This is a genomic window from Pseudomonas indica NBRC 103045 (genome assembly GCF_002091635.1).
GTDB lineage: Bacteria > Pseudomonadota > Gammaproteobacteria > Pseudomonadales > Pseudomonadaceae > Pseudomonas_M > Pseudomonas_M indica.
Map to the genome: position 1 here is coordinate 341,825 of NZ_BDAC01000001.1, position 16,380 is coordinate 358,204.

Consider the following 16,380-nt stretch of genomic DNA (forward strand, 5'->3'; position numbering starts at 1 on the left):
GGCCGCTCCCTCGCGGCCCGCCGTTTTGCGCACCAGCCGAGAGAGTTCCATGAGCGTAGAGAAGACCAATCAGTCCTGGGGCGGCCGCTTCAGCGAGCCCGTCGACGCCTTCGTCGCCCGCTTCACCGCTTCCGTCGATTTCGACAAGCGCCTCTACCGCCACGACATCATGGGCTCCATCGCCCACGCCAGCATGCTCGCCGAAGTCGGCGTGCTGACCCGCGAAGAACGCGACGCCATCGAAGCCGGCCTGAAGGAAATCCAGGCCGAGATCGAGGCCGGCACCTTCGACTGGCGCGTCGACCTGGAAGACGTGCACATGAACATCGAGGCACGCCTGACCGACCGCATCGGCATCACCGGCAAGAAGCTGCACACCGGCCGCAGCCGCAACGACCAGGTGGCCACCGACATCCGCCTGTGGCTGCGCGACGAGATCGACATCATCCTCGGCGAGATCACCCGCCTGCAGCAGGGCCTGCTCGGCCTCGCCGAAGCGGAAGCCGATACCATCATGCCCGGCTTCACCCACCTGCAGACCGCCCAGCCGGTCACCTTCGGCCACCACCTGCTGGCCTGGTTCGAAATGCTCAGCCGCGATCACGAACGCCTGGTCGACTGCCGCAAGCGGGTCAACCGCATGCCGCTCGGCAGCGCCGCCCTGGCCGGCACCACCTACCCGATCCAGCGCGAGATCACCTGCCGCCTGCTCGGTTTCGAAGCGGTGTCCGGCAACTCCCTGGACGGCGTGTCCGACCGTGACTTCGCCATCGAATTCTGTGCCGCCGCCAGCCTGGCGATGATGCACCTGTCGCGCTTCTCCGAAGAGCTGGTGCTCTGGACCAGCGCGCAATTCCAGTTCATCGACCTGCCGGATCGCTTCTGCACCGGTTCCTCGATCATGCCGCAGAAGAAGAACCCCGACGTGCCCGAGCTGGTGCGCGGCAAGTCCGGCCGGGTGTTCGGCGCGCTGGCCGGCCTGCTGACCCTGATGAAAGGCCAGCCGCTGGCCTACAACAAGGACAACCAGGAGGACAAGGAGCCGCTGTTCGACGCCGCCGACACCCTGCGCGATTCGCTGCGCGCCTTCGCCGACATGGTCCCGGCGATCAAGCCGAAGCGCGACGTCATGCGCGAAGCGGCCCGTCGCGGCTTCTCCACCGCCACCGACCTCGCCGACTACCTGGTGCGCAAGGGCCTGCCGTTTCGCGATTGCCACGAAATCGTCGGCCACGCGGTGAAATACGGCGTCGACAGCGGCAAGGACCTGGCCGAGATGAGCCTGGACGAACTGCGCCGGTTCAGCGACCAGATCGAAGACGACGTGTTTGCCGTGCTGACCCTGGAAGGCTCGGTCAACGCCCGTAACCACATCGGCGGCACGGCACCGGCCCAGGTGCGCGCCGCGCTCGAACGTGGCAAGGCGCTGCTGGCGGCACGTTGATACTCGAGCGTTCGGGGGCGAGGTACCCCCTCGTCCCGATTTGGCTTAGAGCCAGTCCTTGAACTTGAACCAGGCATAGGACAGCGCCGCCGAGCCGACCATCATTCCCAGCGCCATCGGGTAGCCGAATGCCCACTCCAGCTCCGGCATGGCCTTGAAGTTCATGCCGTAGACGGTGCCCACCAGGGTCGGCGGCAGGAACAGCACGGCGGCGATGGAGAACACCTTGATGATGCTGTTCTGCTCGATATTGATCAGCCCCAGGGTCGCATCGAGCAGGAAGGTGATCTCGCCGGACATCTTCGCCTGGAACTCGCTTAGCGAGCGCACGTCGCGTTCCACCGACTTGAGCCAGCCCTTCGCCGGCTCACCCAGCCAGCCGTTGGCGCCCTGGCGCACGTAGGTGTTCTGCCGGCTGATGCTGAGCAGGCTGCCGCTCAGCTTGGCCATCAGCGAGTTGTTCCGCCCCAGGTGCTTGAGGATTTTCTGCAGGTCGGACTTTTCGCGGCGGCTGTCGGATTCGCTGAAAATCCGCTGCGCCAGGCTGTTCAGCTCCGCCTGGGCGTCTTCCAGGATATCGGCGATGCGGCCGACGATGCCCTCGTTCAGCGAGACGAAGATCATGTCGCTGGAACGGTGCAGCTCCGGCTGGCGGGTACTCTTGGTCTCGAAGCTGCGGAACGAGGTCAGCTCGGCATAACGCACCGTGACCAGCCATTTTGGCGTGAGCACGAAGGAAACGTCCGCCATCACCGGATGCCGCTCGCTGACGCCGCTGACCACGCTGGTGGTCAGGTAGAGCGCGCCGTCCTTCTCGAACAGCCGCGAGGAATCCTCGATGGCGGCCATTTCCTCGCGGGTCGGGATATCCAGGCCAAGGGCGCTTTCGATGAAGTGTTCCTCCTCGGCGCTGGGATGCAGCAGGTCGATCCATAACGTGCCCTGGGGAATGGCGTCGAGCTGCGTCGGCACCCGGCGCTGCAGCCTGTCATCCTGCAAGGTGTAATAGCTGATCATGTGTGTCGGTTTCCTGATCGAACGACCCAGGGTCGGCCATCGCTCCCGGCGATGCAACCCGACCAACCGGAGCTTATAGCCGCTGCGCGCGAACCGGGCGGCCGAATCGGACACAGAAATGGAGCCGTGGCACACTGCCCGACGGAATGAGGAGAACACGCATGAGCGAAACCCACGACTACGAAAACGACGAAGCCTTCGCCGAAGCGACGCTGATCCAGGCGATCGAGAACCAGTTGGAAGCCAACGACCCGCCGGCGGCCCAGGCCACGCTGAACAAGCTGACCCTGGTCGGCTACCCACGCGAGGAAAGCGTGCGCCTGATGGCGTTGGTGCTGGCCCACGAAATCCGCGCCATGCTCAGCGAAAACCGCCCCTTCGACGGCGAATGGTACGACCAGGCCCTGCGCGCGCTGCCGGAATTGCCGGGCGGCGCCGAGGAAGAGTCGGAAGCGTGATCGCCGCGACATCCTGGACCACGCACACCGGGCGATGCCTCGCTACACTGAGCAGACTTGGGCGGCGTGCACCGGCACGCCTCCTTCCATCAGCAGTCGGAGCGGACCATGGCCTTTAACCCAGAGCTTGTCGCCGAAATGGAAATCCTCGCCCTGTTCAACCTGGCGAATCTCCAGGAAGGGCTGAAAATCCACCACACCGCCACCCCCCAGGCAATCGCCGCCGCCCGGCGGCTACATGAAAAAGGCCTGATCAGCCTGCCCGATGGCGGCTACCTGACCAGCCTCGGCCTGGATGCCGCCGAACACGCCCAATCGCTGCTGACCATCCTGGCCGAAGAAGAAACGGTGCAGTAACCTCCCGCCCCGGACGTCTCGCCGAGCCGCTCGGCGCAGACGTCCGCCCCACGACGAAAGGCGCTCAAGCCCGCCACGGAACGGGCGATAACCTGATGCCTGCCGTTCGGCGGCGGCACCCGCCCCGAATCCTCAACCGAGCCGGCAAGACACCTGGCCGACTGATAGTCTTATGCCAGTAGCCGCTCCGAGCAGACCATGACGCGCAGCCAGGAAATCCGTCCGGACATCGACGAAGGCATCGACCGCAAGGTCCTCAGCCAGTTGCGCGCACGCTTCCTGAAAGTCAACGACGGCCGCCTGGAGCGCGCCATGCAGGCCCTGTCGACGCGCCAGCAGCTGGTGCTGCGCCTGCTGCCGCTGCTCTTCCACGTGAACCATCCGCTGCTGCCCGGCTATGTCTCCGGGCGTACGCCGGCGGGTGTCTCCAACTTCGAGCCGGACGACGCCCTGCTGTCCGAAGCGCAGCGCCTGACCCGTTCGTTCGCCTACAAGGCCCAGCGCAGCAGCCCCCTGGGCGGCAAGCCGACGCCACCGATCCACGGCCTGTTCCTGATGGGCAGCCTGGGTACGGTGGCGCAGGCCGAGCAGAGCGACATGGACGTCTGGGTCTGCCATACCCCCGTGCTGTCCGCCGACGAAACGGCCGAATTGCGCCGCAAGTGCGACCTGCTGGAAGCCTGGGCCGCGACCCAGGGCGCCGAGGCGCACTTCTTCCTCATCGACCCGTCGCGCTTCACCCTCGGCGAGCGCGAGGCAAAGCTGACTTCCGACGACTGCGGCACCACCCAGCACTACCTGTTGCTGGACGAGTTCTACCGCACGGCGATTTGGCTGGCCGGCCGTACGCCGCTCTGGTGGCTGGTGCCGGTCTATGAAGAGGCCCGCTACGTCGAATTCACCAACACCCTGCTGAGCAAGCGCTTCATCCGTGCCGACGAGGTGCTCGATCTCGGCCACCTGGCGCACATCCCGCCGGGCGAATTCGTCGGCGCCGGCATGTGGCAGCTCTACAAGGGCATCGAGTCGCCGTACAAGTCGGTGCTCAAGCTGCTGCTCACCGAGGTCTACGCCAGCGAGCATCCCCAGGTGGAATGTCTGAGCCTGCGCTTCAAGCAGGCGGTCTACGCCAACCGACTCGACCTCGACGAGTTGGACCCGTACATCGTGGTCTACCGCCGCCTGGAGGAATACCTCTCGGCGCGCGGCGAGTGGGAGCGCCTGGAGCTGATCCGCCGCTGCCTGTACCTCAAGGTGAACAAGAAGATCAGCCGCCCGCCTCGCAACCGCACCAAGAGCTGGCAGCGCCTGCTGCTCGAACGCCTGACCGGCGAATGGCGCTGGGACCCGCGCCAACTGGCGACCCTGGACAGCCGCAGCCAGTGGAAGGTCCGCCAGGTGAGCCGCGAGCGCCGCGCCCTGGTCAACGAACTGACCTACAGCTACCGCTTCCTCACCCAGTTCGCCCGCACCCAGCAGGCCGCCAGCTCGCTGAACAGCCGCGACCTGGGCATCCTCGGCCGGCGCCTGTACGCCGCCTTCGAGCGCAAGGCCGGCAAGGTGGAGTTCATCAACCCCGGGATCGCCCCCGACCTGGCCGAAGACACCCTGACCCTGGTCCAGTGCTCGAGCCCGGACGCCCCCGGCGAAACCCAGTGGGCGCTGTTCTCTGGCAGCCTGAATGCCCAGGAGTGGGAGGACTTCGCCCCGCTCAAGCGCGCCCGCGAACTGATCGAACTGCTCGCCTGGTGCCACCGCAACGTCGTGATCGACGCCAGCACCCGGCTGTCGCTGCACCCCGGCAGCAGCGACCTGACCGAATTCGAGCTGTCCAACCTGCTCGCCTGCCTGCGCCAGACCGTGCCGCTGCCTCTGCCGCCCGTGGCGGAAACCGCCCTGCTCCAGGCCAGCATGCCCAGCGAGGTGCTGCTGCTGATCAACGTCGGCGTCGACCCGTTGAAACAGCACAGCCAATTGAACGTGCACATGACCACCGAGCGCACCGACTCGCTGGGCTACTCGGGTGTGCGGGAAAACCTGGTGCAGACCATCGACCAGGTCAGCCTGAACAGCTGGAACGAGCTGCTGGTGCACCGCTACGACGGCCCCAACGCCCTGCTCGACTGCCTGCGCGACTTCCTCAACGCGCTGCCGGCCAGGGGGCCGCGTCCGCAATTGCAGGTACGCTGCTTCTGCCGCAACCGCGCTCCGGCCATCGCCGAGCGGGTGGACGAGTTGTTCCGCGAAATCCTCACCAGCCTCGGCGGCGAGCACAACGCCCGCTACCTGGTCCAGGTCCAGCAGCAGTACCACGTGCTCGACCTGACGCCCGGCCACGTCAACCACACCGCACTGCCCGATCTGCCGGCCCTGATCGAGCACCTGGGCCAGGAACTGCCGGGCTACAGTCCGCTGCATCTGGACCGCCATGCCTTGGAAGAACAGGACCTGGCGCTGATCCTGCCGATGGGCCGGGCGGACTGCATCCAGGTCTTCTACCGGCTCGCCGAGGGACGCGCCGAGCTGAACATCCTCGACGAACACAACGCGCTGTGGCGCCAGACCCTGCCGTTCCGCGACGAGCAGAGCCTGCTCACGCCCTTGCAGCGTTTCCTGCAATCGGTGCTCTACCGGCGCAACGCCCTGCTGCCGCTGAACGCTCCGGTGCCGCCGGCGACACTGGAAATCCTATACTACGAAGTGCTCCCGCCGCCGCCCTTGCGCCCGCGCAGCCTGGAGCGCCGGCCGGCTCCACAGGCGCCGGTCAGCCATCCGTTCTATGACGTGCAGGCGATCGTCGAGCCGGGCGAGTCCGGCCGGGTCCATGTGACCCTGTACTGCAACCACCGGGAGTTCTCGGAGCTGGAATACGGCGCCGACCTGTTCGCTGCGGTGGCCCGCCACATCCTCAGCCAGCGCCGCGAGGCCGAGCGCTATCCGTGCTACATCACCGATCTCGACCTGTCCGGCGTGCTCGACGAAGGCCAGACCCAGACCATCCATTACCTGCGTTACAAGAGTCGCCTGGAAGATGCCTTGAACGCCGCGCTGCGCAATGCCTGAACGGGCTCAGCCTTCGAGAGCGGCCAAGGCTGCCTCCGCGGCATCCAGCTCTTCTTCGCTGAACACCTGCACACCTTCGCGGCGAAGCAATGCCGCGGTGACGCCTTCACCGGGCACCTTCACGCCGGAAAAGCTGCCGTCGTAATTCTCGCGATTGCCACAGGACGGGCTGCGTGCCTTCAGCACGGCAATCCGGATGCCTTGCGCACGAACCAGCTCCAGCGCCTGGCGGGCGCCGTCGAGGAAGGCCGCGCTGACATCCTCGCCGTCCACGGTCAGCACCGGCCGTTCGCCGTCCAGCACCTGGCCGCCCTGGCCGCCGGGAATTTCCGCCGGAGGACGCGGAGTCGGCAGACCACCGGCCACCTCCGGACAGAGCGCCACCACGCGCCCCTCCCGCTGCCAGCGCTCCAGCAGGCCGAACGGCCCGTGGGCGCCACCGTCGTAGCGCACCCGGTGGCCCAGCAGGCAGCGGCTGACCAGGATCTTCTGCATGACGTTGTCTCCCATAGCGGAGCGGGTCGCGGGCACCGCAGCGTCAGAGCGGTGCCGCCGAACGCCGCCGGAACCAACCGGTGAGCGACAACCGGTCGCGGGTAGCCGGCAGCACCTCGTGGGGAAAGTCGCCGGACAGGAAGCAGGCCAGGGTGCCCGCCTCCGGCAGGACGTCGCGTGTACTACCGTCGCCGAGATAGAGGCGCAATGCACCGCCCTCCCCGGCCTGCCAGTCGTCGTTCAGGTACAGCACCACGGTGACGGTGCGCAGGTCGTCGTCGCGGAAACGGTCTAGATGGCGCAGGTAATAGGCACCGGGCGCATAGAACGCGAAATGGCACTCGAGGTCTTCGAGGCCGAGAAAAAACTGTCGGTTGAGGGTCTGGCGCAGCACGTCCATGGCCGTCAGGTACTGATCGCCGGCCTCGGACTGGCCGGGCTCCAGCCAGAGGATATGGTCACCCCGGATGCCTTCGTTCACCACCTGCCCGGCGGCGCGGCCGACCCCGGCCGGGTTGAGCTGGCCGGCGGCGGCACGGGCGCGGCACTCTTCGGCCAGTCGGGCGGTCAGAGACTGCGGCAGGAAGTCCGTCTGCTGCGACCAGCCTCGCTCGGCGAGGTCATCGATCAATTGCAGCAGCGGCGGGTGCTCGGGGGTCAGGTTCATGGCGGCGGATTCTACAGCGGCGGACCGTCCCGCAGCAGCGGAATTTTCGCCCGGACGACCGGTCGCACGCTCGACAATCCCGCCCCGCGACGCCGACAATACGCCCCACGCTCGACAGGAGTCCCCATGCGCGTTTTTCTCAGCCTGGCCTTCGCCCTTTTCAGCCTGCCCGCTTTCGCCGACGACTACCTGCAGCTCTATCAGGCCGCCGGCTGGCCGGATCAGCGCGCGCATTTCCGCGACGCCCTGAGTGCCGCCCAGCAGCGCTACCGCAGCAGCCTGCCGCCGGCGGTGTTCCAGGCCCTGGTGGACAACAGCAACCGGCGCTTCGCCGCGCAAGCCATCGACCAACGCGCCCAGGCCAGCCTGCGGCAGAACCTGCGCGACCCACGCCCGGCCCTGGCGTTCTTCCAGTCCGAACTGGGCCGTCGGATCACCGAAGCCGAGACCACGGCCACCCGCCCGGACCAATTGGCCAAGTATGCCAACGGCCTGCCACGCACCGACGCCAGCGCTACCCGCCGCCTGCTGATCCGCCACCTGGCCCAGGCCCTGCCTGCCGCCGAGGCCGGCGCGGAAGTCAGCCTCGCCCTGGCCGGCGTGGCCGCCGACAGCCTCAGCCAGATGATTCCCGGTCTGCTCGGCGGCGATCAGGCCATGGCCCTGCTGGAAGGCCAGCGCCAGCGCCTGATCGGGCAGATCGAAGGCGACCTCGACAACACCTTGCTGCACGTCTACCGCGACCTGTCCGACCCGGAGCTGGAAGAGTTCGTCACCTTCGCCGAATCCGCCGAGGGCAAGGCTTACTACCAGGCCGCCCTGACTGCCCTGCGCGCCGGCCTCGCAGTGGGCCAGAGCGGCGCGAACCTGGCGGAGCCGCAGCAGGGTATTTGATCTATGTAGGGGCGAATTCATTCCCCCGGCGGTGCTGAGTTGGGCGAATGAATTCGCCCCTACAGCGTTAGGCTTCGCCAGGCATCAGGGCTTCAGGCGCTCGCTGAGAAAGGCGAAATAGCGCCGGCGCAGGTCTTCCGTCTCGTTCGCCAGGTGATGCCGCGCTTCCGGCAACAGCAGCAGTTCCGGCTCGCGGAACTTGCTCTCGATCACTTCCAGGTTATGCCGCCAGTCCACCGTCAAATCGGCCTCGCCCTGCACGATCAGCGGGCGCCGGTCGCTGCGCGGCGCGCCTTCGATGCGCGGAATCCAGCGCGACAATGCGCCCACCCAAGCAGTCGGCAGGATGCGCGGTTGCAGCGGGTCCTGGTGGTGGACGAAATCGATGAACGCCTCGTCGCCGGAATTGATGCTGAAACGCCGCGGAATGGACTCCACGAAGGGGCGCAGCATCTGGTAGCTGAACCTCGACCAACCCCAGGCGCGGGGGCGCACCAAGGGCGCCAGGAGAATGGTTTCGCCCAGCTCCGGGCGAGGCTCGCCAGTGAGCAGGTAGTCCAGCAGGATGGCACCGCCGGTGCTCTGCCCGAGCAGGTGCCAGGGCTGCGGCAGGCCGAGCGCCAGGGCCTGGTCGAACAGCCCGCGCAGGACCTGCTGGTACTCGGCGAAATCGCCGATGCTGGCCGGGGCGCCGCTGGACAGGCCGTGTCCCGGCAGGTCGCAGGCCAGCACCGCGAAGCCCATGCCCAGCGCCCAATCCACCACGTGGCGGTATAGCCCCATGTGATCGTAATAGCCATGCAGCATCAGCAGGGTCGCCACCGGCCGGGTCGGCAGCCAGACCTGGGTGGCGATCCGGTAGCCCGCCGCCTCGAAGCTGCCGAGGCGGGTCTGGGCTTCGGGATGGCGCTCGGACGGATCGAGGCCGTAATAGGTCCGGTAGGCCCGTACGGCCGGCGACTCGTCTTCCCCTGCGGCCAAGGGTCGCAGCAGCGATCGCAGGTCTTCGGGCTGGAACGGCTCAGGCATAAGGCTTCCACAGGCTGGTACGGATGATTCGCGATGCGCTCCGGGGCGTCGCGGCGGGCTGCCGATATTCTGCTGCCCGGCGCGGCATGGCAAGCTATCGGTCCTTTCAGTCGATCGACCGCCATGCCGTTGCCCCGCCGCAAGACCATCCTCGCCAGCCTGCTCGCCGTCGTCTGGCTGGGCGCTATGCTCGCCGCCTTCTGGTGGTACGAGGCGCGCTTCATCCGCCCATTCAGCGAGCGCACTACCCTGTTCGCCGGCGATGAACTGCACCTGCCGGACGAACTGGCCGGGCCGGGGCCGATCCGCCTGGTGCATTTCTGGGACCCGGCCTGCCCCTGCAACGTCGGCAATCAGCAGCACCTGGCCGAGCTGATCGAGCGTTATGCACCGCGCGGCGTGGCCTTCTATGCCGTGCAGAAGCCCGGTACGCGGGGCCGCCTGCCGGATGTCCTCGCGGGCCTGCGGCCGATTGCGCAGCTCCCCGGCGCCGACCGCCTGCCGGCCAGCCCGGCGGTGGGCATCTGGGATGCACAAGGCCGCCTCGCCTACTTCGGCCCTTACAGCGAAGGCGCCACCTGCACCTCCAGCAACAGCTTCATCGAGCCCATTCTCGAAGCCCTGGCCCAAGGCCGCAGCGTCGATGCCACCCACACCCTGGCCGTGGGCTGCTACTGTCCCTGGTCCGACGCGGCGGACTGACGCATTCGCTGCTGCCGATAACGCTCCGGCGTCTGCCCATGCCAACGCCGGAATGCCCGGTAGAAGGGCGACAGCTCGGCGAACCCGCAGGCCCGCGCCACCTCGCGAATCGCCATGCCCTGCTCCAGCAACGTCGCCGCCCGCACCCGGCGCACTTCGTCGTGCACCTGGCGAAAACTGCTGCCCTGGGCCGCCAGGGCGCGTTGCAAGGCGCCGCTGTCCATGTCCAGCGCCTGAGCGCACGCCCGCAAGCTGCACGCGTGCAGACCGAGACGGCTGTCCAGCCAATAGCGCAGCCGGTTGAGCAACTGGTTTTCCTCCAGCGCGGCCAGCTCCCGCTCCGCCTGGGCGTACAGCAAGGCATGCAGCGTCGGCTGCGCGGTGCGTGACGGCCGCGCCAGCAAGGCGGCGGGAAATTCCAGGGCATCGTGCGGCTGGGCGAAGCGCGGAGTGAGGCCGAACAAGCGCCGGTGCTCGTCCAGGCGTGCCGGCGCCGGATGACGGAAGGCTATGCTCTGCGGCCGGAACTCGTCGTCGGTGAGTACCGCCAACTGCTTGCAGAACAGCAGCATCACGCACTCCATCTGTTGGCGCAGCGAGGCGAAGCCCCGGTAGTTCAGGTCGATGATCAGCCGCGCCACCCCATCCCGCTCCTCCAGCCGGGCAGCGAAGCCACCGGACAGCACATGCTGGAAACGCACGAAATCCTCCAGCGCCTGGCGCAGGTCCTGGCTGGCCAGTTGCAGGTAGCTGACCACATCCAGCGGGCGCGGCTTCATCACCTCCGCCAGGTGCAGGCCGATATGCGCATCGCCGGTCAACCCCTCCAGGGTCTGCCAGAACAGCGGCGCATCGTCGTGCGGTTCGCGACCGTCGCGGGTGGGCGGTGGCAGCGGCTTGCCCTGGTAGGCGCGGCGATAGATGTCGGTGGGATCGAGGCCCAGCGTGCTCAGCGCCTCGTAGAGCAGGCGGCGCAGGCTCGGCGAATGGGTCAGGGCGGTCGGGGTGGGGTCCATGGTCGCTCCAGCAGATTGACCAGAGAATTCCAGCACTCACACATTGGGTCAATGCCGCTTCGCTCCCGGCCAAGCACAATCGGCGTCCGTCCATGCCAGGGAGCGCCCCGATGAAACGCAGCCTCACCGTCCTCGCCCTCACCGTCGCCGCCGTGACTGCCGGCGGTCTCTGGTATGTCCAGGGCAAGCGCCCGGTTCGCGACGGCGAGCTGGCCCTCGCCCACCTGCAGGCGCCGGTGACGGTGCGCTACGACGAGCGCGGCGTACCGCACATCGCCGCGCAGAACGAGGCCGACCTGTACCGCGCCCTCGGCTACGTACACGCCCAGGACCGGTTGTTCCAGATGGAGCTGATGCGCCGCCTGGCGCGCGGCGAGCTGGCCGAAATCCTCGGCGCCAAGCTGGTGGACACCGATCGTCTGTTCCGCACCCTACGCATCCGCGAGCACGCCGACGCCTACGCTGCCGGCATCGACCGCAACCACCCGGCCTGGCAGGCGGTACAGGCCTATCTCGATGGCATCAACCAATACCAGGCCAGCCGCCCGCTACCGGTGGAATACGACCTGCTCGGCATCCAGCCGCGTCCGTTCACCATCGAGGATTGCCTCAGCGTCGCCGGCTACAACGCCTACAGCTTCGCCACCGCCCTGCGCAGCAACCCGCTGCTGACCTACGTGCGCGACCAGCTCGGCCCCGACTACCTGGATACCTTCGACGTCGCCTGGCATCCGGACGGGGTGATCGATCGGCCAAGCCTGGCCCGCGAGGACTGGCGCACCCTCGGTGCCCTCGCCCAGCTCAGCCTCGGCGCCTTCGAAGGCAATGGCCTGCCGCAGTTCGAGGGCAGCAACGCCTGGGTGGTGTCCGGCACCCGCAGCGCCAGCGGCAAGCCGTTGCTGGCCGGCGACCCGCACATCCGCTTCGCCGTACCGGCGGTGTGGTACGAAGCCCACCTGAGCGCACCCAGCCACGAACTCTACGGCCACTTCCAGGCACTCACGCCGTTCGCCATGCTCGGCCACAACCGCGACTTCGCCTGGAGCCTGACCATGTTCCAGAACGACGACCTCGACCTGATCGCCGAGAAGACCAATCCGGACAACCCCAACCAGGTCTGGTACCAGGACCAGTGGGTCGACCTGGAAAGCCGCGACGACACCATCCGGGTGAAGGATGCCGACCCGGTGACCGTCACCCTGCGCCGCTCGCCCCACGGCCCGCTGGTCAACGATGCCCTCGATTCCAGTCTGCGCGGGCAGACGCCCATCGCCATGTGGTGGGCCTTCCTGGAAACCGAGAACCCCATCGTCGAAGCCTTTTATTCGCTCAACCGCGCCGACACCCTCGACAAGGCACGCACCGCCGCCAGCCAGATCCACGCACCGGGCCTGAACGTCATCTATGCCAACGCCAAGGGCGATATCGGCTGGTGGGCCGCGGCCAAGCTGCCGAGGCGCCCCGCCGGGGTCAACCCGGCCTTCATTCTCGACGCCAGCCGGGGCGAGGCGGAAAAGGACGGCTTCTATCCGTTCGAGGACAACCCGCAGGAAGAGAATCCGGCGCGCGGCTACATCGTCTCGGCCAACTACCAGCCGGTCTCGCCGGCCGGCATCGACATTCCCGGCTACTACAACCTGCCGGACCGCGGCCGCTACCTGAACCAGCGCCTGGGCGAAGCCACCGGCTGGGACCTGCAGAACACCCAGGCCCTGCAACTGGCCACCGGCACCGACTACCCGCAACGCGTGCTCCAGCCTCTGCTGGCCGACCTGCGCGCCGCCGCCGCGGATGAGGCCGAAAAGGCCCTGGTGGAACGGCTCGCCGCCTGGGACGGCCGCCATGAACTGGACTCGGTGCCGGCCAGCCTGTTCAACCAGTTCCTCTATGAACTGGCCCGTGCCGCCATGGCCGACGAACTGGGCGAGGCCTACTTCGCCACCCTGCTCAACGCCCGACCGCTGGACTTCGCCCTGCCGCGCCTCGCCGCCGACGCCGATTCGCCCTGGTGGGACGACCGCGCCACGCCCACACGGGAAAACCGCGCCGCCACGGTGAAAGCGGCGTGGCAAGCGACCCTGGCGCACCTACGCGGCCAGTTCGGCGACGATCCCGACGGCTGGGCCTGGGGCAAACTGCACAGCCTCGCCCAAGGCCACCCCCTCGGCCTGCAAAAGCCGCTGGACAAGCTGTTCAACCTCGCGCCGCTGGCCGCTCCGGGCGGTCACGAAACACCCAACAACCTCTCGCACAAGATCGGCCCAGCCCCCTGGTCGGTGGTCTACGGCCCCTCCACCCGCCGCCTGATCGACTTCGCCGACCCCGCCCACAGCCTCGGCATCAACCCGGTCGGCCAGAGCGGCGTACTCTTCGACACCCACTACAGCGACCAGGCCGAGCGCTATATCCAGGGCAACTACCAGCCCCAGCACCTGGCCGAGGATGACGTGCAGGCGCATACCGAAGGCATGCTGAGGCTGGTTCCGGCGGGTTGACGACCTGGGTAAAACCGTCGGGGTGCAGTGGATCGCATCCTGACGACCTTTCCTGCGATGGCTCACAGACCCTCGCAGCGCTGGTTTCAAGTTTCGAACATCCGGTTTGCAGGCTCCTGCTTCTCTCAGGCAAAGTTTTTCACTAACGGAACTATTCGTTAGTGCTAAGGGAACCAGCATGTCCGGAAAACCCGCCGCCCGCCAGGGCGATGCCGTCACCTGTCCCGCCTGCGGCAAGGCCATCGTCGCCTCCGGCTCGTCAGACGTTACCTTCGAACACCAACCCGCCGCCCGCGCCGGCGATACCTGCATCTGCGGCGCACCGCTGACTCAGAACATGTCCAGCACCGTCCTGATCAACGGCCGTCCCGCTTTGTTCATGGGTAGCAGCGCCGAGAATCGCGGGGTGATCATCAGTGGTGCCGGGACGGTGGTGATTGGCGATCAGGTGGTCCCTGCGGACTTCGAGCCTCCCTCACCGATGCCTGGCGTTCCTTTGGCCCGGCCTGCCACTCCAGCCACGCCCAGCGCCTGGCGCGAGGAGCCCGGCGACCCCGCCCCGCTGGGCCTGGAGGAAGAGGACGAAGAGGAAGAGCTCGAAGAACCCGCCCAGCAGGCCGTCACCCTGCGCATCGGCGTGTTCTTCGACGGCACCGGCAACAACCTTGGCAACAGCGCGCTGGTCGCCGGCTGCTTCGCCAGGGACGTCGATCTGGAGCACGCCGCCGACGGTATCCGCGCCTTCTGCGCCCGTTATGGCTTCGACGGCAAGGGCAGCTCGCCGGACAACAGCTATGGCAACGACAAGAGTAATGTGGCGCGGTTGTATGAGTTGTATCGGGATGACAGCCAGCGGACGCTGGATCGGGAAGAGCCACAAGCCACACTTAAGGTCTACGTAGAAGGTATTGGTACCAGCAGCGGTCAATCCGACTCGCTTTACGGCCAGGCCACTGGGCTGGGCGCCACCGGTGTGGTCGCGCGGGTGGAGCAGAGCCCTGCATTGATCGTGCGGCAACTTCTTATTTTCCAACGTCTTAACCCTGATACGCTGGTCAACCGGATCGAATTCGACGTTTTCGGCTTCAGCCGGGGCGCAGCCGCCGCCCGGCATTTCGCCAACGACGTGCTCAAGGGCGACAAGAGTCTGGTGGCCCAGGCCTTGCCAACCGGTTCCCCCGGTTTAAGCGACGGTTTCGCCTGGCGCCCCGGCGTGGACGTGGCCCTCAACTTCATCGGCCTGTTCGACACCGTGGCCGGCATCGTCTCGCTGCGCGACGGCGACTTCGGCGCCCACAACGCCGCCAACCCCGGCGTGAATTTGCGCCTGACCCCGGACATGGCGCGCAAGATCGTCCATCTGGTGGCCCGCGACGAGGTGCGCCACAACTTCGCCCTCAACAGTGCGGGCACCGCCGATATCCGCCTGCCCGGCGTGCACTCCGACGTCGGCGGCGGCTACCTGCCTCGCGCCCAGGAACGGGTGCTACTGACCAAGCCGCGCAGTCTCACCGTCAGCCGGGATATCCCCCCCGAACGCAGCCATCCCTATCGCGCGACCCAACTGGAATCGCAGAACCATCACTGGTTTCTTCTTGAGAGCCGGGGCTTACCCCTGACCGTCGTGCCTTGGGAAACGGAGCTACCCTACCTGCCGAAACGCGATCCCTTCCCGGAAAAGCGCGTGTATGCCGCCCTCATCAGCAACCGTGTGGTGCTCGGCGACCTCGCCCTGGTCTACCTGCGTATCATGCGCGAGCTGGGCGTACGCAACGGCGTGCCCTTCGACCTCATCGATGACTATGACCGGCAACTGGCCCTGCCCGAGGAGTTGCAGCCCATCGCCGCCAAGCTGATGGCTTATGCCTTGGGGCAGAGCCCGAGCCCGGGGTTGACCGAGCGGGAAGAAGCGCTGCTGTACACGCGCTACATTCATCAGTCCGCCCACTGGAACGCAGCCGTGGGCCGGAACGGCAGCGACCTCGATACGGTCTTCGTCAACCGCCCAGCCGACAACCATCAGCGAGTGATCTACCCCAATGAATAAGGCCCGTCTCCTGCTCAATACCTGTTTGCTGTCGCTGCTGAGTGTGTTCGCCGGTTGTGCCAATGGGCGTGGGGGCTCCCTGCCTTACGACGCGTGGTTTCTGGGGCTGTTTTCACCGGACTACATGGAAGTCTGGGTCGAAACCGTAGAAGTCGTGGACATTAGAAACCGTGGTTTTCTGGGGGTGATGGGCGGCACGGTCTCCATGGGTTATCCGACGGCGTTCAGCCAGGGCATCCCAACCCGATTCAAGGGTAATCCCAAAGGCTGGCCGAAGAAACCCGGCGGTGGCGCGGGTAAACATGTCCTAGGCGCCGACCTACCCCGGGTGATCTATGTGAACTGGCAGTCCCTGGTGGAGCCGCAGACCTACGAGGCCTATATCGAAATACCCGAGGAAGCACGGCAGCTCATGCTCAAGCGAGAGGAGTCCGACTGCAACATGGGTGGCAAATGGAATACCGACTACCGCGAAACCCTGACGATAGGTCTGGCGCCGGGTGGGATCGCCAAGGTCTGGGTACAAGGCCCCTGCCTGGACCCCATCGAAGTCACCCGAGTCATGGGCAAGGTCGATCCGCGCGGCCCCTACCTGGGGCGCTCCGGTGGGCGCTATCGCCCACTCAGCGATATTTCCAAAGCCTACGTCGAGAAATTCGGCGTGCCCTACGGCTCGTGGTAACAACCCCGGCCCTA

The 16,380-nt window shown here is 66.8% G+C and carries 14 protein-coding genes; 9 read left to right on the forward strand and 5 right to left on the reverse strand.

What is annotated here, in order from left to right; genetic code table 11:
- Positions 1-49: 49 nt before the first annotated feature.
- A complete protein-coding gene (argH, locus tag PIN01S_RS01500) occupies positions 50-1,444 on the forward strand; it encodes an argininosuccinate lyase (RefSeq protein WP_084333194.1) in 1,395 nt (464 codons plus the stop codon).
- Positions 1,445-1,489: 45 nt separating this feature from the next.
- Here the strand turns inward: argH and PIN01S_RS01505 are convergent, their stop codons facing one another.
- On the reverse strand, positions 1,490-2,461 hold the full coding sequence (locus PIN01S_RS01505) for a magnesium transporter CorA family protein (RefSeq protein WP_084333196.1): 972 nt from the start codon (positions 2,459-2,461) through the stop codon (positions 1,490-1,492).
- A 161-nt stretch (positions 2,462-2,622) separates the two neighbouring features.
- Between PIN01S_RS01505 and PIN01S_RS01510 the strand changes: the two genes are divergently transcribed.
- From PIN01S_RS01510 to PIN01S_RS01520, 3 genes are all read left to right on the forward strand, one after another.
- Positions 2,623-2,919, forward strand: coding sequence for a hypothetical protein (locus tag PIN01S_RS01510; protein ID WP_084333198.1), 297 nt, complete (start codon positions 2,623-2,625; stop codon positions 2,917-2,919).
- Between the two features lie 108 nt (positions 2,920-3,027).
- Entirely contained in the window at positions 3,028-3,276 is a 249-nt protein-coding gene (locus PIN01S_RS01515) for a TIGR02647 family protein (protein WP_084333581.1), read from the forward strand.
- A gap of 198 nt (positions 3,277-3,474) precedes the next feature.
- Positions 3,475-6,339 carry a class I adenylate cyclase gene (locus PIN01S_RS01520; protein WP_084333200.1) on the forward strand — a complete coding sequence of 955 codons (2,865 nt, stop codon included), beginning with the start codon at positions 3,475-3,477 and terminating at the stop codon, positions 6,337-6,339.
- A 6-nt stretch (positions 6,340-6,345) separates the two neighbouring features.
- On the opposite strand, the gene PIN01S_RS01525 is transcribed toward PIN01S_RS01520, so the two are convergent.
- Together PIN01S_RS01525 and PIN01S_RS01530 are read right to left on the reverse strand one after the other, a co-directional pair.
- The gene (locus PIN01S_RS01525; protein ID WP_084333202.1) at positions 6,346-6,834 is read right to left on the reverse strand and encodes a 2-thiouracil desulfurase family protein; all 489 of its coding nucleotides are present in this window, start codon (positions 6,832-6,834) and stop codon (positions 6,346-6,348) included.
- A gap of 43 nt (positions 6,835-6,877) precedes the next feature.
- On the reverse strand, positions 6,878-7,501 hold the full coding sequence (locus PIN01S_RS01530; protein WP_084333204.1) for a 2OG-Fe(II) oxygenase: 624 nt from the start codon (positions 7,499-7,501) through the stop codon (positions 6,878-6,880).
- 126 nt (positions 7,502-7,627) lie between these two features.
- On the opposite strand from PIN01S_RS01530, the gene PIN01S_RS01535 reads away from it, so the two are divergent.
- Positions 7,628-8,395 (forward strand): DUF2059 domain-containing protein, encoded by a 768-nt coding sequence (locus tag PIN01S_RS01535; protein WP_084333206.1) that lies wholly within the window; start codon positions 7,628-7,630, stop codon positions 8,393-8,395.
- Between the two features lie 84 nt (positions 8,396-8,479).
- On the opposite strand, the gene bipL is transcribed toward PIN01S_RS01535, so the two are convergent.
- On the reverse strand, positions 8,480-9,424 hold the full coding sequence (gene bipL / locus PIN01S_RS01540; protein ID WP_084333208.1) for a phospholipase BipL: 945 nt from the start codon (positions 9,422-9,424) through the stop codon (positions 8,480-8,482).
- A 123-nt stretch (positions 9,425-9,547) separates the two neighbouring features.
- Between bipL and PIN01S_RS01545 the strand changes: the two genes are divergently transcribed.
- Complete coding sequence (locus PIN01S_RS01545) at positions 9,548-10,126, forward strand: DUF6436 domain-containing protein (RefSeq protein ID WP_084333210.1); 579 nt, start codon at positions 9,548-9,550, stop codon at positions 10,124-10,126.
- On the opposite strand, the gene PIN01S_RS01550 is transcribed toward PIN01S_RS01545, so the two are convergent.
- Complete coding sequence (locus PIN01S_RS01550) at positions 10,096-11,142, reverse strand: AraC family transcriptional regulator (RefSeq protein ID WP_084333212.1); 1,047 nt, start codon at positions 11,140-11,142, stop codon at positions 10,096-10,098. The two genes, PIN01S_RS01545 and PIN01S_RS01550, sit on opposite strands and share 31 nt — an antisense overlap.
- Before the next feature lie 110 nt (positions 11,143-11,252).
- On the opposite strand from PIN01S_RS01550, the gene PIN01S_RS01555 reads away from it, so the two are divergent.
- The 3 genes from PIN01S_RS01555 (at position 11,253) to PIN01S_RS01565 (ending at position 16,366) form a co-directional block, all read left to right on the forward strand.
- Positions 11,253-13,637, forward strand: coding sequence for a penicillin acylase family protein (locus PIN01S_RS01555; RefSeq protein WP_084333214.1), 2,385 nt, complete (start codon positions 11,253-11,255; stop codon positions 13,635-13,637).
- Between the two features lie 178 nt (positions 13,638-13,815).
- Positions 13,816-15,684: a PAAR domain-containing protein gene (locus PIN01S_RS01560; RefSeq protein WP_084333216.1), complete on the forward strand. Its 1,869-nt coding sequence runs from the start codon at positions 13,816-13,818 to the stop codon at positions 15,682-15,684.
- On the forward strand, positions 15,677-16,366 hold the full coding sequence (locus PIN01S_RS01565) for a DUF2931 family protein (RefSeq protein ID WP_084333218.1): 690 nt from the start codon (positions 15,677-15,679) through the stop codon (positions 16,364-16,366). The genes PIN01S_RS01560 and PIN01S_RS01565 overlap by 8 nt, the downstream gene beginning before the upstream one ends.
- The last annotated feature ends 14 nt before the right edge of the window (positions 16,367-16,380 follow it).